Source organism: Nitrospirillum pindoramense (assembly GCF_007827955.1).
GTDB classification, from domain to species: Bacteria; Pseudomonadota; Alphaproteobacteria; order Azospirillales; family Azospirillaceae; genus Nitrospirillum; species Nitrospirillum amazonense_B.
In genome coordinates this window covers 55,809-77,380 of the sequence record NZ_VITR01000011.1, presented here as the reverse complement: position 1 = coordinate 77,380, position 21,572 = coordinate 55,809, and the positions used below count along the sequence as shown (strand labels likewise).

Sequence of the window (21,572 nt, the reverse complement as noted above, 5' to 3'; positions counted from 1 at the left end):
GCGGTGGTTCCGAATGCGCCATAAATCCCTGAGGAAGGGCCGGGTTCCCCCAGCCAGGCGGCGCCTCTGAAATTTATTGGCTGAAACCTCAGGCCAGCGCCCGTTCCCGGCCAACCAGCGTCAGCATGCACGACATGAAAGCGTCCTGCCGTACCGGCTTGGTCAAGACCGGGACGTGGGGGTACTTGGCCTGCATCCCGGGCGACAACATTTGCCCGCTGTAGAAAAAGAAGGGAATCCCGCGCTGCGACAGGACGTCAGCCACGGGTTCCGACGTATCCCGGCCCAACCGGACATCCAGGATGGCCGCCGTCAACCCGGGATCACGGGCCGCGACCAGCGCCTGCGGCACCGTGGCGGCGCTGAGAATCTCGGCACCGGCCTCGCGGAACGTCTCTTCCAGGTTGAGGGCGATCATGACCTCGTCATCGGCGACCAGGATGCGTGTGCCGGCCAGCGGCAATTCCGGATCAGTCGTCGTCGCCATCCCGCTCCTCCTCCTCCAAGTCGATGTCCATGGTGCAAATGAGGCCGCCGGGCTCGAAACGCCGTGTCACCGCCGCGCCGGGCAGACCCCGTTCAATAAGAACACCGCCAAAGCCATGATGTTCCGGCGGGACGACGGGCGGGCCATCGAACTCCTGCCACGTCACCGTCAGCAGCGGCGCGCCCTCGCGGTCTTGCCGGGCCCAGCTCAGCACCACCCGTCCGCAGGCCACGGAAAACGCGCCGTACTTGGCGGCGTTGGTCGCCAGTTCGTGCAGCACCAGGCCAAAGGGGGTCGCCAGATGGGGCGGCAGCAGGACGTTCTCCCCCTCCAGGCGCAGGCGTTGCGGATCGGCGCTGATATAGGCGGCAAGCTGGATGCGGGCCAGGGCCATCAGTTCCGCCCCCTCCCACTGGCAGTCCACCAGCAGGGCGTGTGCGCGGGCCAGCGCGGTCAGGCGCCCCTCGAACAGGTCGACGAAGCGCTCGTTCGACCCCGCGGTGCGCAAGGTCTGGCGGGCCAGGGACTGCACGACCGCCAGCGTGTTGCCCACCCGATGGCGCAGTTCGCCCAGCAACAGCTGGCGGCGTTGTTCCCACTTCTTCTGGTCGGTGACGTCGCGGGTGCTTTCCAGCACAAGCCGCCGCCCTCCGACCTCGATCATCTCGATCTGGCTTTCCACGGTCAGCACCCGGCCGTCCTTGGTGGTATGCCGCAGTTCGCCGCTCCAGGCACCCTTTTCGGACAGCGCCCGGCGAACGATGTCGAAGCTTCCCTCAACCGGCGTTGAGCGCAGCAGGTCGGCCACGTCCCGCCCCTTCGCCTCCTCCCGCGAATAGCCGTAGAGATCCTCGCTGCCCCGGTTCCACTGGACGATGCCGTGGTCATATTCCCAGACGAAGATGGGCGCGCGGGAGAATTCCACCAGGCGCATTTCCTGCTTCAGCCGCGCGTCGCTGTCCCGCAGCGCGCCCTCCACCCGCCGCCTCTCTGTGATGTCGACGAAGGTGACCACCACGCCGTCGATCCTGTCATCCACCGTGCGATAGGGGCGGATGCGGACAAGGTACCAATCGCCCCCCCGGCTCTTCACCTCATGCTCCAGCAAGGTCAGTTCGCGCAGGACGGCATGTGCGTGGTCGGCCAGCTGGTCGTAATCCAGCTGGTGGGTGAAGTCGGTGATGGGGCGGCCGGCGTCGGTGGCGGTGATGTTGAACAGCTCGGTCACGCGCGGGGTGAACCGCTTGATGCGCAGCGCCGGGTCCAGGAACAGGGTGCCGAAATCCGCCGCCGCCATCAGGTTCTGCAGGTCGCTGTGCGCCCGGGACACGCTGGCCAGCTTCTGCTTCAGCTCATTGTTGACGGTCTGCAGCTCCTCATTGGTGGATTGCAGCTCCTCCTTGCTGGTTTCCAACTCTTCGGAGGTGGAGCGGTATTCCTCGTTGATGGATTGCAGTTCCTCGTTGGCGGCGCGCAGCTCCTCGTTGGTGGCCTCCGCCTCCTCGCGGGTCGCCCGCAGGCGGCTCTGGGCCATCTGCAACTCTTCCTGCAAACGGCGGACGGTTTCGTCGTTCGGCTCCCGGGCCAGGTCGTCATCCACCCCAGTGTCACCGTTGGCCCGCACCGCCTCGCCCTCGATGAACAGCACCAGGGCGTAGCGGCCGGGGTCCCCCTCCTCCAGCACCGGCTTCACCTGCACATAGACGCGCTGGGGCTGTCCATCGAAGCGCACCGCCAGGGGGCGGCTGAGCGTGGTTTCCCCGCGATCGAAGGCGCGATGCAGGGCCGCCTCCAGATCGAAACGCAATTCGGGCCGCACCATGTCGGTGGCCACCGTGGTGACCGGCCCACCGGACGGCTGAAGGAAGCGGCCGGCGGTTTCGGACAAATGGATGGCACGGTGGGTTTCATCCACCAGCATGCTGGGTGGGGCCACCCGTTCCAGCATCTGCCGGTGCAGCGCCACCGCCCCCCCGGCGCCGGCGGAACGATGGGCCGGGGCGCCCCGGCTGGGAGCGGCCTGGTGGGTGCTGGGCATGATGGGCAAGGCCGTCCGTCTCTCCCCCGTGTTGGGCACCATGCGGTAGATGCGCGCGTCCCGGTCGATGGCGCGAAACAGGCCGGGTGGATTGTCCGCGCTTTCCGACGCGCCCAGGAACAGGAAGCCGCCGGTGTTCAAGGCGTAATGGAAGGTGGTGTAGACCTGATGCTGCAGCTCGCGGTCCAGATAGATCAGCAGGTTACGGCAGGACACCAGGTCGACGCGGGCGAAGGGCGGGTCGCGCAGGACGCTGTGGCTGGCGAACATGACGACGTCGCGCAGTTCCCGGCGCACGCGGTAATGCTCCCCCTCCCGCTGGAAAAAGCGGCGCAGACGCTCCTCCGCGATGTCCTGGTCGATGGCGACGGGGAAACAGCCTTCGCGGGCGACGACCAGCGCGTCGGTGTCCAGGTCCGATCCGAAAACCTGGATCTCGGGCCGGACGTCGCGCCGCGCCGCTTCCTCCAACAGCAGCATGGCGATGGAGTAGGCCTCCTCACCGGTGGCGCAGGCCGGCACCCAGATACGGATGCTGTGGGCCGCCTCCTTACCCTCGAACAGCTGGGGGATGACCAGGGTCTCCAACTGTTCAAACGCCCGCTTGTCGCGGAAAAAGGTGGTGACGGAGATCAGGAAGTCGGCGAACAGGGCATGCACCTCGTTCGCGTGTTCCCGCAGGTGGGTGTAATAGTCGGCCAGGGTGTCGTGCTGTGTCACCTGCATGCGCCGCGTCACCCGGCGGGCGATGGTGGCGCGCTTGTACTGGCTGAAATCATGCCCCAGGCGCACGCGGACATGGGCCAGGATGCGGCGCATGATATCGTCGTCATCCGCCGGGGGCGCCAGCGGCACGCCGTCCCGCCGCTTGCGCAACAGGTCGGCCAGTTGGCGGGCCAGGTCACGCACCGGCAGCACGAAGTCGGCGGCATCGGTGGCGATGGCGTTGCGCGGCATGGACGCGAACTCCGCCTCGTCCGGATCCTGCACCAGGACGATGCCGCCCACCTCCTTGATGGCCCGCACGCCGGCGGCGCCATCGGCGCCCGCCCCGGTCAGGATGATAGCGAAGCCGTCGCTGTGCTGCGCCGCCAGGGAGCGGAAGAACAGGTCGATGGGCGCGCGCTTGGCCCGCGGCTCATCGAACGGCAGGGCCGAGATCATGTGGTCGGCGATGTTCAGCGCGCTGTCGGGGGCGATGACATAGACATGGTTGTTGCGCAGGTGCACCTGGTCAGACACCTGCGACACCGGCATGCGGGTGCGGGTCGCCAGGATGGTGGCCAGTTCGCTGCGCCGTTCCGGGTTCAGGTGGATGACCACGACGAAGGCGGCGTTGGGCTCATCGGGCAGCGCCTCGAAAAAGGCCTGCAGCGCCTTCACCCCACCCGCCGACGCCCCGATACCGACGATGGGCGGATCGGTTTCCAACTCCACATGCCCCTCCACACGCCCGTTTTCCACCCTGCGCGTGGCGGGGCAGGTCGGCGTAAGCCATTGAAACCATGGGTGCCGCCCATGCTCCCGCAGCCCCGTTTCCCTCCCTTGAAAAGCGCAGTCCAGGGCGCTCGGCGCAAGGACGAAAAAGGGCCTATGCCCAAGGCCGGCACTCAATCAGCCAATGTGTAAGCCCGGACGTAGTCGCCTATCTTGGTGCCGAATGAGCCGTGGCCGCCGTCCACCGTAACGATGTATTGCCGCCCCCCTTGTTCATAGGACATGGGCGTGGACTGCCCGCCGGCGGGCAGCCTGTCCTGCCACAGCAAGCGCCCATCGGTGACGTCGTAGGCCCGGATGGCATAGTCCATGGTGGAGGTCAGGAACACCACGCCCCCCGCCGTCACCAGCGGCCCGCCCAGCATGGGCACCCCCAGTTCCAGCGGAACCGGCAGGGGGGCCATGTCGCGGATGGTGCCCACGCGGTGCCGCCACACCACACGGTTGGTGCGCAGGTCTATGGCCGCCAGCTCGCCCCAAGGCGGTTGCAGGCAGGGAATGCCCAAGGGGGAGAGGAAAACCCCCAGACTGGCGCCGAAGGGAGTGCCATACATGGGCTGCACGCCCAACTCGGTCCCCGGCGGATGCTGGCCGTTGGGCGCCGCCGGATTGTCGTGCCCGCGCGGGATCAGGCGGGAGACGAAGGGCAGCGACATGGGGTTGGCGATGGCCACCTGACGCCGGCCGTCCACGGCCAGGCCTCCCCATTCGAACATGCCGAGGTCGCCGGGAAAGACCAGCGTGCCTTGAACCGAGGGCGGCGTGAACGGCCCCTCGTACCGCAGCCGCTTGAACAGGATGCGGCAGGCCAACTGATCGAACATCGTGCCGCCCCACATCTGGGCGCCGGTCAGCCGCTGCCGGGGCCGGAAGCTGAGTTGCGAGGCGGGCTGCGTCGGCGCCAGCCGGTCACCCGGCGCGGGGCCCTGGGGCACCGGCACCTCGGGCGCCGGGACGATGGGATGTCCATCGCGCCGGTCCAGCACGAAGATATTGCCGGTCTTGGCCGGGACATAGACGGCCGACACCGGGCCGTCGCGCGTGGCGATGTCGGCCAGGCTGGGCTGGGCGGGCACATCCATGTCCCAGATGTCGTGGTGCACGTTCTGATAAGACCAGCGCAGCTTGCCCGTGGCGATGTCCAGCGCCACCAGCGCGCTGTCGTACCGTTCCTGCGCCGGCGTCCGGTTACCGCCCCAGATGTCGGGCGACGCCGACCCCAGGGGCACGTAGACCAGCCCCAGCGCTTCATCCACCGCCGAGACCGCCCAGGAATTAGGCGACCCGGCGGTGAAATGGTGGGTGGGCGACGGCATCTCGTTGGGGTCCGGGTTACCGGCGTCGAAGGCCCACAGCAGGCGGCCGCTGTAGACATCGAAGCCGCGGATGACGCCGGAAGGCACCTTGCCCGAGTAGTTGTCGATGACGGCGCCGCCCATGATCAGCACCTTGTCCGTCACCGCCGGCGGTGAGGTGCCCTGGTAGAAGCCGACCTGCTTGACCTCGCTCCCGCGCTTCAGGTCGATCTGGCCATGGTCGCCGAAGCCCTGGCACGGCTGCCCGGTCTGGCCATCCAGGGCGAACAGGCGGCCATCGTCGGTGGGCAGATAGACGCGGGTGGGGCATTCCGCCGGCGCCGGCGTTCCGTCAGCCGCCGTGGCATCGGGCCGGGTGCGGTGGAAGGCGACCCCTCGGCAGGTCATATGCTGGAAACTGGGATCACGCCGCACCTGGGGATCGAATTTCCAGCGCAGCTTGCCCGTCGCGGCCTCCAGCGCGAAGACGATCTGGTGCGGGGAGCAGGTGTAGAGCAGATCGCCGACCTTCAGGGGCGTCACCTCCGTCGTGATTTCGGCGGGATCATCGGGGCCGGGCAGGTCGCCGGTGCGGAACTGCCAGGTGAGCTTCAGGCGCCCCACAGTGCGCGGGGTGATCTGCGCCAACTCGGAGTACCGGTCACCCCGGCCGCTGCCGCCATAGGCCGTCCAGTCGTCGGCGGCCTGGTCCACGGCCGGGGGCTCCAGCCCCGTCGGCGCCACTGTGCCCCGTATGGCATGGCGATCGCGGGCCAGGGAGACGCCGACAACCACCAGGGCCAGCGCCAGCATGGCGCCCAAAGCCAGCAGCGGGCCCCTGCCTACCTGCCTCTCGCCTACCGGCGCCAGGGTGCGGGTGATGAAGGGCAGCATGAGCCACGCGCCCAGGGGAACCAGGACATCGCCCCGGGGCGCCAGCGCCCAGAAATCGAACCCCACCTCCCACACCGCCCAGGCCATGGTGGCCAGCACCACCACCGCGTAAAGCCACAGCGCCGCCGCCCGCCGGCGCCACAGCAGCAGGGCGACGACCACCAGGGCGATACCGGCCGCGAGGTAATAGGGACTGCCCCCCAGGACGATGAGCCAGCCGCCGCCCAGCATGAGGTAGATGCCGAACAGCGCCACCACCACGGCCGTCGCCAGGAACAGCCGCTTGTCCCAGGACGGACTCATAATGAGGGCTTCCCAGCCGCCACCTTGGCAAAATGGAGCGTCAGCCCCACGCCGGTCCCCAGCGCGCCCAGCGCCGCCACCCCGAAGTCCGGCGTCAGCACCGCCGTCACCGGGTACAGCGACCATAGGGCCAGGCCGATGACGATGTTGGCGAACCCCCAGAGGAAGTTGACCAGGGGTGGACTGTCCCCGACCGCCGGCGGCTTGGCGAACGGCGTGGGAAAGGGGCGGCCATGCAGGCCCGCCACCAGGTGGGGAATGCCGTTGCACAGGAAGGCACCGGCGAAGAACAGGGCGACATAATCCATGGGTGATCACCGGGACGGCTGGTGGGGGCGAAGCGCCCCGCATCGGGCATTGAAAGGCTTGGGCCGTGGGAAGGTTCCGGGCGCCTTCGTTTGACATTTCGAGAGATATCGAATTATCGTGGGGATCATGAACGACCTGCCCAACATCGACGCCGACCGGTTCGATCTTCCGGACCTGGACAAGCTCACGCCCAAGCGGATTTCCAGCCATCCGCCGCGCATCCTGCTGCTCTATGGCTCCCTGCGGGAACGGTCCTACAGCCGCTTCCTGACGCAGGAGGCCGCGCGCCTGCTGCAACGGTTCGGCTGTGAAACCCGCATTTTCGATCCCGCCGGCCTGCCCCTGCCGGACAGCGTGCCCCCCACCCATCCCAAGGTGGCGGAGCTGCGCGAGCTGTCGATCTGGTCCGAGGGGCAGGTCTGGTGCTCCCCCGAGCGGCACGGAACCATCACCGGCGTGTTCAAGAGCCAGATTGACTGGCTGCCCCTGGAAACGGGCAGCGTTCGCCCCACCCAGGGCCGCACCCTGGCGGTGATGCAGGTCTGCGGCGGCAGCCAATCCTTCAACGCCGTCAATGCCCTGCGGGTGCTGGGGCGGTGGATGCGCATGGTGACCATCCCCAACCAGTCGTCGGTGGCCAAGGCCTATCAGGAGTTCGACGACGACGGCCGCATGAAGCCGTCCGCCTACTACGACCGTGTGGTGGACGTGATGGAGGAGTTGGTGAAGTTCACCCTGCTGGTGCGCGACCGCGCCGACTACATGGTCGACCGCTACAGCGAGCGGAAGGAGGCCGCGGCCAAGGAGCCGAAGCCCGATTTGGGGGCCGTGGCCATGAGCCACGAGACGCCGGCGGCGGGCAAGGCCTGACCGTTATGGAACCGAAAGCCGCCATCGGGGCCTTCGCCGCCCTGGCACAGGAAACCCGCCTGGGGGTGTTCCGCCTGCTGGTGCAGGCGGGGCCGGACGGGCTGAACGCTGGGGACATCGCCGCCCGCGTCGGCGTGCCGGCATCCACCCTGTCGCATCATTTGGGCATTCTGGAACGGGCGGGTCTGCTGCGCGCCTGGCGGGTACAGCGGCAGATTTACTACGCCACCGATTATGACGGCACCCGCCGCCTGCTGGACTTCCTGATGCAGGATTGCTGCGGCGGTGTGCCGGAGCTGTGCCGCACCGACATTGCCAAGACGATCGACTGCTGCCCGAAGCCGGCCATCATCCAGGGGGCGTCATGAGCCGCGTCACGATCTACCACAACCCCGCCTGCGGCACGTCCCGCAACGTCCTGGCCCTGCTGGAGCGGGCGCGGACGGAACCCGAGGTGGTGGAGTATCTGAAGACCCCACCCAGCCGCGACGTCCTGGCCGACCTGATCCGGCGCATGGGCCTGCCCGTCCGCCAGGTGTTGCGCCGCAAGGGCACGCCCTATGCGGAGCTTGGCCTGGACGATCCGAAATGGACCGACGACGAGTTGCTGGATTTCATGATGGCCCACCCCATCCTGATCAACCGGCCCATCGTGGTGACGCCCCGAGGCGTGACGCTCTGCCGGCCGTCTGACGTCGTCCTGGACCTGCTGCCCGATCTGCCCCCCATGGATATTAATCTCGCGGACCTCGACAAAGAGGAAGGGGTGCCCTTCCTGAAGGATACACCGATCCCGGCCTCCCACCCCGGCCTGGTGGCGGCGCTGACGGCCGCTGGCCTGCCAGTGGCGGACCTCGCTGACGGCGAGGGCAAGTTCTTCGCCTATTGGACCCTGGGCGGCACGCTCGCGGGCTATGGCGGCTACGTGCCGCTGGACGCCGACGTCCTGGTCCGCTCCGTAGTGGTGCCGGCAGCGGCGCAGGGCAAGGGCATCGGCCGCACCCTGGTGGCCCTGCTGCTGCGCCGAGCCTGGGAGGAAGGTCACCAGCGGGCTTGGTTGCTGACCACGTCCGCCGGCGGCTTCTTCGAGAAGGCCGGGTTCAAGCCCGTCTCCCGCGACCAGGCCCCGGCCTCCGTCCTGGCCACGCCCCAGGCCCAGGGCCTGTGCCCCTCCACCGCGACGCTGCTGTCGCGGACCATCACCGTCTGAGGACTGCCGCCATGTCCCGCTTCGAACGGTACCTCAGCCTTTGGGTGGCGCTGTGCATCGTCGCCGGCATCGCCCTGGGCCACCTGCTGCCGGGCGTGTTCAGCACCGTGGCGGCGGCCGAGGTGGCCAAGGTCAACCTGCCGGTGGCCGGGCTGATCTGGCTGATGATCATCCCCATGCTGCTGAAGATCGACTTCGGCGCCCTGGCGCAAGTGAAGGAGCATTGGCGGGGGGTGATGGTCACCCTGTTCATCAACTGGGCGGTCAAGCCCTTCTCCATGGCGCTGCTGGGTACGCTGTTCATCGGCACCCTGTTCGCCGGCCTGCTGCCGGCCGGGCAGGGCCCGTCCTACATCGCCGGCCTGATCCTGCTGGCGTCCGCCCCCTGCACGGCCATGGTGTTCGTCTGGTCCAACCTTTGTGAAGGCGAACCACACTACACCCTGAGCCAAGTGGCGCTGAACGACGTGATCATGGTGTTCGCCTTCGCGCCGCTGGTGGGCCTGCTGCTGGGCGTGGCCTCCATCACCGTGCCCTGGGCCACCCTGGCGCTATCCGTCGCCCTCTACATCGTCGTGCCGGTGGTGGTGGCGCAAGGTTGGCGCCGCGCCCTACTGGCGGGCGGCGAGACGCGGCTGAAGCGCGCCCTGTCCGTCCTGCAGCCGCTGTCCCTGGTGGCGCTGCTGACCACGCTGGTGCTGCTATTCGGCTTCCAAGGGGAGCAGATCCTGGCCCAGCCTGTGGTGATCGCCCTGCTGGCCGTGCCCATCCTCATCCAGGTCTACCTGAACGCCGGCCTGGCCTATCTACTGAGCCGGCGGTTCGGCGTCGCCTGGTGCGTGGCGGCCCCGGCGGCCTTGATCGGCGCCAGCAACTTCTTCGAGCTGGCCGTGGCCGCCGCCATCAGCCTGTTCGGCCTCAATTCCGGGGCGGCGCTCGCCACCGTGGTGGGCGTGTTGGTGGAGGTGCCGGTGATGCTCTCGGTGGTGCGCCTGGTGAAGGCGTCCCGCCCCTGGTACGAACGGCAGTCCCTTTAAAAAGCGCTCGGTGTCCCCAACGGGCCTGCGGCGAAAAAGGCATGGACGGGCCGAAACGGCACCGGTATCTAGTTATGTTATAACATAACGTACATGGTGCCGTATGTCCCCGCCCTCCCCCTTGATTCATCTGCGCGCCCTGCGTCACCGGGTGGCCGGCCGCCTCGTGCTGGACCTGCCGGATTGGCGGGTTGAAGACGGGGAGCACGGCCTGCTTCTGGGGCCCAGCGGCAGCGGCAAGACCACGTTGCTGCAGATCATCGCGGGGCTGCTGTCCCCCACCAGCGGGCAGGTCATAGTGGCCGGCCAGGACATGACGAGCCTCAGTGAAGGCGTGCGCGACACGGTGCGCGGTGCCTGCGTCGGCCTGGTGTTCCAGCAGTTGCACCTGGTGAACGCCTTGACCCTGGCCGACAATCTGCGCCTGGCGCAGCGTCTGGCGGGTTATCCGCTGGATGATGACCGCGTCGCCCATCTGCTGGCGCGTATCGGCCTGGCCAGCAGGGCGGAGGCCCGTCCCCAACAGCTTTCCCAGGGTGAACGCCAGCGGCTGGCCATCGCCCGCGCCGTCGTCAACCGCCCCGCCCTGGTCCTGGCGGATGAGCCGACCAGCGCGCTGGACGACGGCAATTGCCAGCGCCTGCTGGACCTGATGCTGGAACAGGCGGCGGAGAACGGGGCCACCCTGCTGATCGCCACCCACGATGCCCGATTGAAGGCCCGCCTGCCCGCCCGCCTGACCCTGGCGGCGTCCGTTCTGGAGGTGGTGGCATGAGTGGCCGCACCGTTATCGGCGGCGGCCTGGGCCCGTTCGGGCTCAGTCTGGCCTATTTGCGCCAGAACCGCCTGGCCACGGGCCTGAACCTGTTGCTGCTGGCCCTGGGCGTGGCCGCCATCGCCGGGCTGGCGCTGATCGACAACCAGATGCAGGGGCGGCTGACCCGCGATGTCGCCGGCATAGACCTGGTGGTGGGCGCCAAGGGCAGTCCGTTGCAGTTGATCCTGTCCAGCGTCTACCAGGCGGACGTGCCCACGGGGAATGTCCCCCTGTCCACCCTGGACGATTTGCGGCGCAACCCGCTGGTCAAGCAGGCCATCCCGGTGGCCATGGGCGACAGCTACCACGGTTTCCGCATCGTCGGGACCACGGCGGATTATCCCGCCCATTACCAAGCGGCCCTGGCGCAGGGGCGCATGTTCGCCACCGCCATGGAGGCGACCGTGGGCGCCACAGTGGCGCGCAGCGCCAACCTGCATGTGGGCGACAGCTTCGCCGGCAGCCACGGCCTAACCCCCGGCGGGGAGGTGCATGCCCACACCCCTTACACCGTGGTCGGCATCCTGGCCCCCACCGGCACCGTTGTGGACCGTCTGGTGCTGACGCCGGTGGAAAGCGTCTGGGCGGTACATGACCATCACCATCATCACAATGATGGTGATGACGACGATCACGACGCGGACCATGATGCGCCCCATTCCGCCGAGGCCGGCGCGCAGCCCCCGCGCGAGGTGACCGCCATCCTGGTGCGCTATGCCTCGCCCCTCGCCGCCGCCCGGCTGCCCCGCGCCATCAACAGCGAAACCGGGGCCCAGGCGGCCAGCCCCGCCGTGGAATTGGTGCGGCTGATGTCGTTGCTGGGTGCCGGGCTGGACGCCTTCCGCGCCGTGGGCGTGCTGCTGGTGGTGACATCGGCGCTGGGCACCTTCGTCGCACTGACCAACGCCCTGCAGCAGCGGCGTTATGATCTGGCCGTCATGCGCAGCCTGGGCGCCAGCCGGGCCCGCATCGTCATCCAGATCGGGGTGGAAGCGCTGCTGGTCAGCGGTACCGGGACCGTGGCCGGCCTGGTCCTGGCCCATGGCGGCATCGCCCTGTTCGCCCTGCTGTCGCCCAGGGCGCGGGACTTCGGCCTCAGCCCCTTCACCGTGGTGCCGGCCGACCTGGGCCTGCTGGGCCTGGGCATCGCCGTCGCGGCGGTGGCGGCGGCCCTGCCAGCCATCCAAGCCTACCGCACCGACGTGGCCCGGACGCTGGCGCGGGGTTGAAAGCTAGTGACACCACTGCGTGCCGTAGGGCGTGGGATGGCAGCATAGGCCGGCGGAACCGTGCGGGGCGTCGGGGCCCAGACTGTCCTGATAGGCGCGCGCGGCCTCGCGCCACTTTTCCTCCCGCATGTTGCGGACGGCGGCGGCGGCCATCTCCGCATCCTCAGCCGTTGAGGGCGCCGATGGGGTCGCCGCTGGCGATGCGCCCCCTTGCGGAGTGCCGGCCGGCGTCGGTACGGGCGGAGGAAGTGACGACGCGGCGGGCGATGGCGCCGGGTCGGCAACCCGGGCCGCCCCCGACCCGCTGGCGAGGCAGGCGGCAACCAGCATCGTCCAAAGCATCCCCTTGCGCGTCATAGCGCCCCACCTTTCCATCGCCTATCGAAACCGCCAAATTGTGATATGTTATATCATAACTTGTTCACGGCGACCATTCTTGGAAATCCCCATGCCGCTGCCCCGCTTGCCCGTCCTGCTGCTGGCCCTGGCCCTGCCCGCCTTCACTCCGGCCCCCGCCCTGGCCCTGCGCCTGGAAAAGGGGACGGCGCCCAAGGTCCAGGACATCCCGCGCGCCACCCTGGGCTGGGACAAGATCGCCGATGTGAAGGAGATCGAGGTGAAAGTGAAGAACGGCACGCGGCTGCGCGCCGTCTTCGGCCCCACGGTGCAGCATATGGCGGGGCAAAGCCTGACGCTGGGCGGATACATCATCCCGCTGGACCAGACGGAACACTCGACCCACTTCCTGCTGAGCGCCCTGGCCCCCAGTTGCCCCTTCTGCCCGCCGCCCGGCGCGGCCGACGTGGTGGAGGTGCGCACGACCGAGCCTGTCACCTTCACCTATGACCTGGTGGTCCTGACAGGCACCGTGCGGCTGACGCCGGACGATGAGAATTGCCTGTATTATCATCTGGATAGCGCCCACCAGCAGCCCAGCGGCTGATCCCTCCCGCCGTCACCCGCCGCTTTTTTGCATTTGCCCATCCTGGATTTTTCGGGCCCGTTCGTCATACCTGGATAAGACGCCGCTGAATAAGGCGTCGGCCAGGCGTGAAAACCCAGGGAGGAATGAGGGTCGGTGAACAGGAGCGCGGTGGATCTATGGTTCATGGAGGAAGTCCTGCCCCTGGAGGCGGCGCTGACCGGCTATCTGCGCCGCAAGTGGCGGGAGGCCAACGAGATCCCCGACCTGCGGCAGGAGATCTACACCCGTGTCTACGAGGCGGCGACCGTGGCGATCCCTGAACTGACCAAGCCCTTCCTGTTCATGACGGCCCGCAACCTGCTGATCGACCGCGCCCGCCGTGCCCAGGTGGTATCGATCGAAACGGTGATCGACCTTGAGGATCTGGACGTGGCCGACACCGTGCCCGATCCGGAGCGCAACGCTGTCGGGCGCGAGGCCGTGCGGCTGTTGCAGGCGGCCATCAACCGCCTGCCCCCGCGCTGCCGGGAGGTGACGCTGCTGCGGAAAGTGCACGGCCTGCCGCAGCGCGACGTCGCCCGGCGCATGGGCATCAGCGAAAGCACGGTGGAGCAGCAGGTGGCCAAGGGTGTCCGGCTGATCGCCGACGCCATGGCGGACATCGCCCCAGAACCCATCGCCCGTCGCCTCGGCCGCGCCCGGAAAGCGGGGCGCTCATGATCGAGCACGACCCCATCGAGGAACAAGCGGCGCGCTGGCTGGCCCGCCAGGACGCCGGACCGCTGAACGCGGCGGCCAAGGCCGGGTTCGACGCCTGGCTGGCCACCTCCACCCGCCATCGCGTGACCTATCTGAGGCTGGAGGCCGCCTGGAGGCGAGCGGACCATCTGCGGTCACCCGGGCAGGCCACCACCCTGCCGCTGCCGCCCACCGACGCCCCGCCGGCACCGTGGCGCCGCTGGCCCGCCCGACGTGCCGCCCGATGGGCCACCATGACGGCTGCTGCGGCGGCGGTGCTGCTGCTCGTGCTGCCGCTGGTGGATGAGTGGGACTGGCCCTTTGCCGCCGGCCAGAAATTCAGCACGGGCGTGGGCGACCGCTACACCGCTCATTTGCAGGACGGCTCGCAGATCGAGCTGAACACCAACACCCGGCTGCGCGCCTCGGTGGACCAGACGGCGCGTGAGGTGCGGCTGGACAAGGGTGAAGCCTTCTTCGAGGTGGTGCATGACGACAAGCACCCCTTCGTCGTCATCAGCGGGGACCTGCGCATCGTCGATGTCGGCACCAAATTCTCCGTCCGCCGCGATGGCGACAAGCTGGAGGTGGTGGTGGCCGAAGGGGCGGTGCTGGTGGAGGACATGGCGCATCCCAACGACGTGCCCCCGACCCTGGTGACACAATCCATGGCGGCGGTGGCCCAGCCCAAGGCCATCCGCAAATCCAGCCGCAGCGAGGAACAAATCCGGGAGGCGCTGGGTTGGCGGCACGGGACGCTGGTGTTCACCGACCGGCCGCTGCGTGAGGTGGCGGCGGAATTCAACCGGTATAACCGCAAGCAGTTGGTGGTGCCGGCTGAGGGCCCCATGGGCGACATCCGCATCGGCGGCAGCTTCGAAGCCACCAATGTCGACGCCTTCGCCCGCCTGCTGCACAGCGGTTTCGGCCTCAAGGTCATCGACGACGGCCGGGAAATAAGAATTTCAAATTGAGCATAGGGGATTTGGCACGGCCCTTCGTCAAAGCTCAATACAACAACCGAGAAATAGGGGAGAATCGTGCCAAATCCGACTATCCGTCGCACCCTTTCCGCAGCACTCATGTCAACGGTTTGTTGGCCGGCGCTGACTCACGCCGCTGAGCCTGTCACGAAGACTAATGCAACCACCGCGATCACTTTGGCATCCGCTGCCGAAGCCGTGCCGCAGACCGTGATCGACATCCCCGCCGGCGACCTGCGCGCGGCGCTGGAAAGCTATATCCGCCAGACCGGATCGCAGTTGATCTACAAAGCCGACGATGTGGCCGGCATCAGCACCAAGGGGGCGCAAGGCCGCCTGTCGGCCGAACAGGCGCTGGACAGCATCCTGGCCAATACCGGTCTGACGGTGCACCGGGATTCATCGGGGGCCGTGGTCGTCAGCCGCAAGACCGACCACGCCGCCACCCTGACCCCCGCCCTGCGCCATACGGCCGCCGAGGGTGGCGCGGGCCAGGTCGCCCAGACCACCCCAGCCACCACCGCCACCGATGACGCCACCGCCCTGGGCGGCGCGCCGGACCTTCAGGAAATCATCGTCACGGGCACGCGATCCAAGCGCAACCTGCTGAACGCCTCGGTCGCCATCACCACGGTGAACGAGGCCGACCTGGCCCAGAAGGCGCCGCGCAGCACGGTGGACGTGCTGGAAATGATCCCCGGCATCTTTGTCGAGGGCACGGCCGGTCCGGTGTCCAACAATTACTCGGTGCGCGGCCTGCCGGGCGGCAGCCAGCAGTTCGTCCGCCTGATCGAGGACGGCATGCCCGCCATCTACGGCGGCCTGAACGATGACGAGGTGTTCCAGAACGACATCTCGATCGACCGGGTCGAGGCGTTGCAGGGCGGCAGCTCCGGCATCCTGACGCCCAACGCCGCCGGCGCCTCCATCAACTTCATCTCGCGCAAGCTGAACTTCGACGAGGCCGGCGGCGTCGCCCGCATCACCGGCACCACCTATGGCGACCGGCGCGGCGACCTGTGGTTCTCGTCCCCCATACCGGACCTGAAGGACACTGCCTTCGCCATCTCCGGCTATTATGACAGCACGCCGGGCGTGCGCAGCTCGCCCTTCCGATACGAGACGTATCACATCAAGGGGCAGCTGGAGCACAAGTTCGAGGACGGCTGGATCCGCTTCACCGTCAAGGACTGGGACGAGCACGACCCCTACTACGCCGACCAGCCCTACGCCTACAACAACGGCACCATTTCCAGCGTCCCCGGCCTGGACAGCCAGTTCGGCAACATCATCGGCAAGGGTTTCGCCAACATCAGCGTGCCGGATTCCTGCTACGCCCATGGCCAGTGCTTTCGCAATTTCAGCATGCAGGACGGCATCCACGCCACCGGCCACCAGTTCCGCGTGGATGGGGAGCGTGAGTTCGACCACGGCATCTCCCTCTTCGCCCGGGGGCGCTATACCGAGACCGACTGGGACTTCAACGGCGTGTTCGCCGGCAGCGGCACAGGCAACGGCGGCCTGGCCTCGGCCCTCACCTACCTGACGCCCACCAGCGCCTCCCCCATCTACAGCCTGCTGCAGCAGGGCCTGGCGGCCTTCCCCGGCACGACGCAGTTCGGAATCCGCAACCTGACCAACGGCCAGGTCACCCCGGCGTCCAACGCCGCCGCGCTGAACGCCCTGAACGGCAACGGCCTGCTGCAGCAGACCGTGCTGAACCGGCAGTTGGTGAAGCTGCGCGACTGGGGCAGCGATTTCGGCGCCAAGTGGGAAACCTCGGGCGACGGCTGGGCCAACAGCCTGACGGTGGGTGGCATGATCTACGCCACCGACATCAACACCGACCAGTCGGGTGTCTCCACCGTCATCAACGACGTGACGAACCAGTCCAACATCTATGACGTCGTGGCCATGAACAACGCCGGCGCCGTGCTGGGGACCCTGGGCAACAACGGCCTGATCTCCTACGGCAACTGGGGCCAGGGCATCAGCGCCACCCACCAGACATCCAAGTCGGTCTATGTGAACAACGAATTCACCTGGAACCAGGACCTGCACGTCGACTTCGGCGTGCGGTATGAGCGTGAGGACACCGACGCGGTGGCGGGCAACAGTTCCGCCCTGCCCATCCCGGCCGGCGTGGGCGGTCTGACGCAGGTGAACCCCAGCGCCTTCAACGGCACCTACAGCTATAATTCGGGGCATGAATCGCCGGTGCATGTCACCGCCGGCGTCAACTACACCGTCGCCCAGAACCTGTCGGTCTATGCCCGCTACGCCCACGCCTATCAGACCCAGGGCACCAACGCGCAGGCCGCGGCGCTGACCCTGTATGAAGGCGGCGTCACCTATTCCGACTATGGGCTGACGGGCACCATCCGGGGCTTCCGGACGGAATTCAACAACCAGACCTGGGGCGGCGGCGTCAATCCCGACAATCCCAACCTGAACCAGGCCTTCTTCGCCGACTCCCAGACCAATGGCGTCGACGTCGACCTGTTCTACCGCCCGCAGTATGAGCCGCTGAGCGCCTTCGCCATCCACGCTCAGGCGACCTACCAGGACCCGACGTTCAGCAACGTCAAGGTGGGGTTCACCGACGTCAACGGCACCAACATCGCGCCGCAGGTGGCCGCCTTCTACAATGGCAAGGTTCCGGGCCGCACGCCCAAGATCCTGTACGCCATCACGCCGGAATACGACCTGCCGGACAACAAGGGCCAGATTTACCTGCGCTACAAGTATGTCGGGCGCATCTTCGCCGACAACGGCAACCAGGTGGAACTGCCCGGCTATGGCGTCGTGACCATCGGCGCCATCTATAACCTGACACCAGCCATGACGCTGAACGTCAGCGTCGACAACGTGACGGATGAGCTGGGCCTGACGGAGGGCAACCCCCGCCAGGGCTTCACCCAGCAGATCGTGAATGGCTATTTCTATGGCCGTGGCATCGTCGGCCCCAACGCCATGGTGTCCCTGACCGCGAAGTTCTGACCCCGCTTGCTTCCTCCCCTCCTCCCTGGGGCGGGCGGCGGATCAGTTCGGGGCCCGCCGCCCGCCTTTCTTTTTAAAATGCCTTGTCATGGGAGTGCGCACGCCGTGTCAGACCGACGGATCCGGAAGGTCGTCATCCTGGGCGGGGGCACCGCTGGATGGATGACGGCCGCGGCCTTGGCCAAGGTTAACGCGCCGCCGCAGTTCGAGGTGACGCTGATCGAGTCCGAGGAAATCGGCATCATCGGCGTGGGGGAGGCCACCATCCCCACCATCCACTGGTTCAACACCCTGATCGGCCTGGATGAGGCGCGCTTCCTGCGCGAAACCAAGGCCACCTTCAAACTGGGCATCGAGTTCGTCGGCTGGAACGGGACCCCGGGTGGGAATCCCAGCCGCTATTTCCATCCCTTCGGCCGCTATGGCGGGCCGGCCGACGCCCAGATGTTCGTCCACCGCTGGGTCCGGGCCCGCCAGGACGGCCTGCCCCACAGCCACGAGGATTATTCCCTGGCGACGTTGGCGGCCCGGACGGGAAAGTTCGGCCCGCCCGCCCCCGATCCCCATTCCCTCTTCTCCACCCTGGGCCATGCCTACCATTTCGACGCCGGCCTCTACGCCGCCCATCTGCGCCAATTGGCGGAGGCCCGGGGGGTCAGGCGCGTCGAGGGCAAGGTGGAGCGGATCGAGCGGCATCCCGAAACCGGCTTCGTCACCCGCCTGACCACCCACCGGGGCGATGTCATCGCCGGCGACCTGTTTGTCGATTGTTCCGGCCTGCGCGCCCTGTTGATCGGCGGCGTCATGGAAAGCGGGTTCGAGGACTGGTCGCACTGGCTGCCCTGCGACCGCGCCCTGGCCGTGCCGTGCGAGCGGGTGGCCGACACCCCACCCTACACCCGCGCCACCGCCCACGCCTTCGGTTGGCAATGGCGCATCCCGCTGCAGCACCGCACCGGCAACGGCATGGTCTACAGCAGCCAAGTCGCCAGCGACGACGCGGCCGCCGACGCCCTGATGGCCAACCTGGACGGCAAGGCCCTGGCGGAGCCGCGCCTGATCCGTTTCCAGACGGGCCGCCGGCGGCAGGCCTGGGTCAAGAACGTGGTGGCCATCGGCCTGTCCAGCGGCTTCCTGGAGCCGTTGGAGTCCACCTCCATCCACCTAATCCAGAGCGGCATCGCCAAGCTGCTGTCCCTGTTCCCCAGCCGGGAATGCCCGGAGGAGACGGCGGGCCAGTTCAACCAGGTCTTCGCCACCGACATGGAGTCCGTGCGCGACTTCCTGGTGCTGCACTACAGCCGCACCCAAGGCCGCGAGGAACAGCTGTGGCGCCACTGCCAGGCCATGGCCGTGCCGGAGGGCCTGACCTGGAAGGAGCGGCACTTCACCCGCACCGGCCGCATTGTGCTGTCGACCGATGAGCTGTTCCGCGACGCCAGTTGGTTCGCCGTCATGATGGGCCAGGGCCTGCGGGCCGCCGATTACAACCCGCTGCTGGACACCCTGCCAGCGGCCGAGAACATCGCTTATCTGCAGCGCCTCCGGGAGCAGATGGCCAAGGCCATGGCCACCCTGCCCAGCCATGACGCCTACCTCCGCCGCGTCATGGCGCCGGCCTAGCCGGGTCACCGCACTGCCCCAGCCCACCCCCACCGCCTTCGCGCAGGACCTTTGCCCATGCCGCGCCTCCCCCGCCTCGTCCTCAGTTCCGCCCTGACCCTGACCCTGGCGTGCGCCCCTATGGCCGCCATCGCGGACGCGGGCGCCCAACCGGCGCTGTCCTACAGCCTGACGGAAGGGCGCAACCTCAACGCCTTCGTGCGGGAGGGCGCGGTGGCGGCACACCTGCTGTTGCGGTCGGGCAAGGACGCCCGCATCCTGGTGGCCTTTCCCGCTGGCAACAGCGGCGTGGGCCTGTGGCTGGACACCCAGGACGGCGCGCAGTGGAGCATGGCTGGGGTCCCCCGGCCCATCACCACGACGGACAGCAGGGGCCGCCCCCTGCGCGGCATCGTGTTCGACGCCACGCTGAAGGCCGACAGCGCCGTGCCCCGCCAGGGCGTGCTGTCCAGCGTCCGGGTGCTGCGCGATTATGAGACGCTGCACACCCTGCCGACGCAGGTCGAGGTATCGCCCACCCGCACCCAGGACACGCTGGACTGGGCGCGCGACCGGCTGGACGGCGAGCCCGGCTATCGCCTGATGGTCACCGTCACGCGTGGCCGGTTGGCGGACGGCATGCTGAGGGCCGGCGCCGACGGCACCATCGGCCTGCGCGTCACGGCGCTGACGGGCGAAACACCGCTGACCCCACTGGCGGGCGACCAGCTATTGAGCGCCCAGGCGGCGACCCAACCAGGGGCCCGCGACGCACTGACCTTCCTCAGCTATCGGGAAAAGCTGCTGGCCGGGTCCTGGCGGTTCGACACCTATTTCGGGCGCGACACGCTGATGTCCGTCATGCTGCTGATGCCGGCCTTGCAGCCGGACGCGGTAGCGGCGGGCCTGCGCTCCGTCCTCGCCCGGCTGTCACCCGGCGGCGAGGTGGCGCATGAGGAGGACATCGGCGAATTCGCCATTCTGGACCATCTGAAGACGGACGGCACCCTGTCGGACGCGCCGGTCTACGACTACAAGATGGTGGACAGCGATTTCCTGCTGGCGCCGGTGGCCCGCGCCTGGCTGGTGGACGACGCGCGCGGCCGCGCCACCGCCCGGGACTTCCTGGCCGGTCCTGCCCTGACAAATCCCGATGGCCGCTCCGGCCTGGAGGAGGTGGCGGGCGTCGCCCTGGTGCGCAACCTGCGCCATGTGGTCGCCCAGGCGGCACCCTTCGCCGCGGCGCCGGGGGTCAACACCCTGGTACGGCTTAAGCCCGGCGTGCCGGTGGGGGAATGGCGTGACAGCAACACCGGACTGGGCGGCGGCGTCTATCCCTATGACGTCAACGCCATCCTAGTTCCGGCGGCGCTGGAAGCCACGGACGCCCTGCTGCGGGCCAAGCTGCTGGACCCCTGGCTGGACACCACCTCCCGGGCGGAACTGGCCAAGGCCGCCGACCTGGCCAAGGTGTGGCGGGCCAAGGCCCCCGCCCTGTTCGACGTAGCCGTGCCGCCGGCTGAGGCGCGGCGGGCCGTGGCCGCGTACGCCGCCAAGGCGGGCGTGCCCGCCGACACCGCTCTGGCCAGTCTGCCGGACGGCCCGGTGCACTTCCATGCCCTATCACTGGACGCGGCGGGCAAGCCGGTGCCCGTGCTGCATTCCGACGAGGGCTTCGACCTGCTGTTCGACCATCCAGCCCCCCAGGCGCTGAACGCCGCCGTGGACGCAGCCAGCCGCCCCTTCCCCGCCGGCCTGATGACCGGCATCGGCATGCTGGTGGCCAACCCGGCCTACGCCCCCGCGGCGGTGCAGGACCTGTTCCCGCGCACCGCCTATCACGGCACGGTGGTGTGGTCATGGCAGCAGGCCCTGACCGCCGCCGGCCTGGCCCGGCAGCTGTCCCGCACCGACCTTCCGCCCGCCACGCGGGCCAAGCTGACCCGCCTACAAACCGCCCTGTGGCAGGCCATCACCGCGACCCGCAGCGTGCAGAGTTCGGAACTGTGGTCCTGGGACTTCCACGACGGCCACTACGTCGTGGCCCCCTATGGTGCTGCCGGCGGCGACGCCGACGAGTCCAACGCCGCCCAACTGTGGAGCACCGTCTTCCTGGCCGTGCGGCCGCCGAAGGAACGGCAATGATCTCGAACTGAATCCGACCCACTCAGCGGGAGCGGGAGGGCATGTCCAATCCTATCAAAACCCAAGCGCTTAGGAGTTCCGTCCTACCGTTCAGCTTCCCGGCTATTGCCAGGCAGGTCGAGGTCAAAAGGAGGAAGGCTCCTCGCCGAATAACGAAACCAAAATTGCTAAAGTTACGTGACAGGCCGGAATC

The 21,572-nt window shown here is 68.1% G+C and carries 17 protein-coding genes; 12 read left to right on the top strand and 5 right to left on the bottom strand.

Annotation, left to right across the window (positions count from 1 at the left end):
- Nucleotides 1-88 precede the first annotated feature (88 nt).
- From FBZ90_RS18500 to FBZ90_RS18485, 4 genes are all read right to left on the bottom strand, one after another.
- Nucleotides 89-487 (bottom strand): response regulator, encoded by a 399-nt coding sequence (locus FBZ90_RS18500; RefSeq protein ID WP_145734462.1) that lies wholly within the window; start codon nt 485-487, stop codon nt 89-91.
- Nucleotides 471-3,962, bottom strand: a complete 3,492-nt coding sequence (locus FBZ90_RS18495) for a chemotaxis protein CheB (RefSeq protein ID WP_145734461.1) — start codon at nt 3,960-3,962, stop codon at nt 471-473. The genes FBZ90_RS18500 and FBZ90_RS18495 overlap by 17 nt, the downstream gene beginning before the upstream one ends.
- 173 nt (nt 3,963-4,135) lie before the next feature.
- Nucleotides 4,136-6,514 (bottom strand): membrane-bound PQQ-dependent dehydrogenase, glucose/quinate/shikimate family, encoded by a 2,379-nt coding sequence (locus FBZ90_RS18490; protein ID WP_145734458.1) that lies wholly within the window; start codon nt 6,512-6,514, stop codon nt 4,136-4,138.
- Nucleotides 6,511-6,822, bottom strand: a complete 312-nt coding sequence (locus FBZ90_RS18485) for a hypothetical protein (protein WP_145734456.1) — start codon at nt 6,820-6,822, stop codon at nt 6,511-6,513. The genes FBZ90_RS18490 and FBZ90_RS18485 overlap by 4 nt, the downstream gene beginning before the upstream one ends.
- A gap of 127 nt (nt 6,823-6,949) precedes the next feature.
- On the opposite strand from FBZ90_RS18485, the gene arsH reads away from it, so the two are divergent.
- The 6 genes from arsH to FBZ90_RS18455 all read left to right on the top strand — a co-directional run bounded on the left by arsH (nt 6,950) and on the right by FBZ90_RS18455 (nt 11,986).
- Nucleotides 6,950-7,693, top strand: coding sequence for an arsenical resistance protein ArsH (gene arsH, locus FBZ90_RS18480; RefSeq protein ID WP_186455903.1), 744 nt, complete (start codon nt 6,950-6,952; stop codon nt 7,691-7,693).
- A gap of 5 nt (nt 7,694-7,698) precedes the next feature.
- A complete protein-coding gene (locus tag FBZ90_RS18475; protein ID WP_145734454.1) occupies nt 7,699-8,061 on the top strand; it encodes an ArsR/SmtB family transcription factor in 363 nt (120 codons plus the stop codon).
- Nucleotides 8,058-8,903, top strand: a complete 846-nt coding sequence (gene arsC / locus FBZ90_RS28905; RefSeq protein WP_145734452.1) for an arsenate reductase (glutaredoxin) — start codon at nt 8,058-8,060, stop codon at nt 8,901-8,903. Before FBZ90_RS18475 ends, arsC begins: the two co-directional genes overlap by 4 nt.
- A gap of 11 nt (nt 8,904-8,914) precedes the next feature.
- Nucleotides 8,915-9,940, top strand: coding sequence for an ACR3 family arsenite efflux transporter (arsB, locus tag FBZ90_RS18465; protein ID WP_145734451.1), 1,026 nt, complete (start codon nt 8,915-8,917; stop codon nt 9,938-9,940).
- A 103-nt stretch (nt 9,941-10,043) separates the two neighbouring features.
- Nucleotides 10,044-10,715, top strand: coding sequence for an ABC transporter ATP-binding protein (locus FBZ90_RS18460; protein WP_145734449.1), 672 nt, complete (start codon nt 10,044-10,046; stop codon nt 10,713-10,715).
- On the top strand, nt 10,712-11,986 hold the full coding sequence (locus FBZ90_RS18455) for an ABC transporter permease (RefSeq protein WP_145734447.1): 1,275 nt from the start codon (nt 10,712-10,714) through the stop codon (nt 11,984-11,986). Before FBZ90_RS18460 ends, FBZ90_RS18455 begins: the two co-directional genes overlap by 4 nt.
- A 3-nt stretch (nt 11,987-11,989) precedes the next feature.
- Here FBZ90_RS18455 and FBZ90_RS27920 read toward each other — a convergent pair whose 3' ends face one another.
- Nucleotides 11,990-12,139 carry a hypothetical protein gene (locus FBZ90_RS27920; RefSeq protein WP_186455902.1) on the bottom strand — a complete coding sequence of 50 codons (150 nt, stop codon included), beginning with the start codon at nt 12,137-12,139 and terminating at the stop codon, nt 11,990-11,992.
- 295 nt (nt 12,140-12,434) lie between these two features.
- Between FBZ90_RS27920 and FBZ90_RS18450 the strand changes: the two genes are divergently transcribed.
- The 6 genes from FBZ90_RS18450 to FBZ90_RS18425 all read left to right on the top strand — a co-directional run bounded on the left by FBZ90_RS18450 (nt 12,435) and on the right by FBZ90_RS18425 (nt 21,379).
- Nucleotides 12,435-12,929, top strand: a complete 495-nt coding sequence (locus FBZ90_RS18450) for a DUF3299 domain-containing protein (RefSeq protein WP_145734446.1) — start codon at nt 12,435-12,437, stop codon at nt 12,927-12,929.
- 135 nt (nt 12,930-13,064) lie between these two features.
- Nucleotides 13,065-13,631 carry an RNA polymerase sigma factor gene (locus FBZ90_RS18445; protein ID WP_145734444.1) on the top strand — a complete coding sequence of 189 codons (567 nt, stop codon included), beginning with the start codon at nt 13,065-13,067 and terminating at the stop codon, nt 13,629-13,631.
- A complete protein-coding gene (locus tag FBZ90_RS18440) occupies nt 13,628-14,623 on the top strand; it encodes a FecR family protein (RefSeq protein ID WP_145734442.1) in 996 nt (331 codons plus the stop codon). The genes FBZ90_RS18445 and FBZ90_RS18440 overlap by 4 nt, the downstream gene beginning before the upstream one ends.
- A 207-nt stretch (nt 14,624-14,830) precedes the next feature.
- On the top strand, nt 14,831-17,632 hold the full coding sequence (locus FBZ90_RS18435) for a TonB-dependent receptor (protein ID WP_186455901.1): 2,802 nt from the start codon (nt 14,831-14,833) through the stop codon (nt 17,630-17,632).
- A 105-nt stretch (nt 17,633-17,737) separates the two neighbouring features.
- On the top strand, nt 17,738-19,255 hold the full coding sequence (locus FBZ90_RS18430; protein ID WP_145734438.1) for a tryptophan halogenase family protein: 1,518 nt from the start codon (nt 17,738-17,740) through the stop codon (nt 19,253-19,255).
- A gap of 57 nt (nt 19,256-19,312) precedes the next feature.
- The gene (locus FBZ90_RS18425) at nt 19,313-21,379 is read left to right on the top strand and encodes a hypothetical protein (protein WP_145734436.1); all 2,067 of its coding nucleotides are present in this window, start codon (nt 19,313-19,315) and stop codon (nt 21,377-21,379) included.
- Nucleotides 21,380-21,572: the final 193 nt, after the last annotated feature.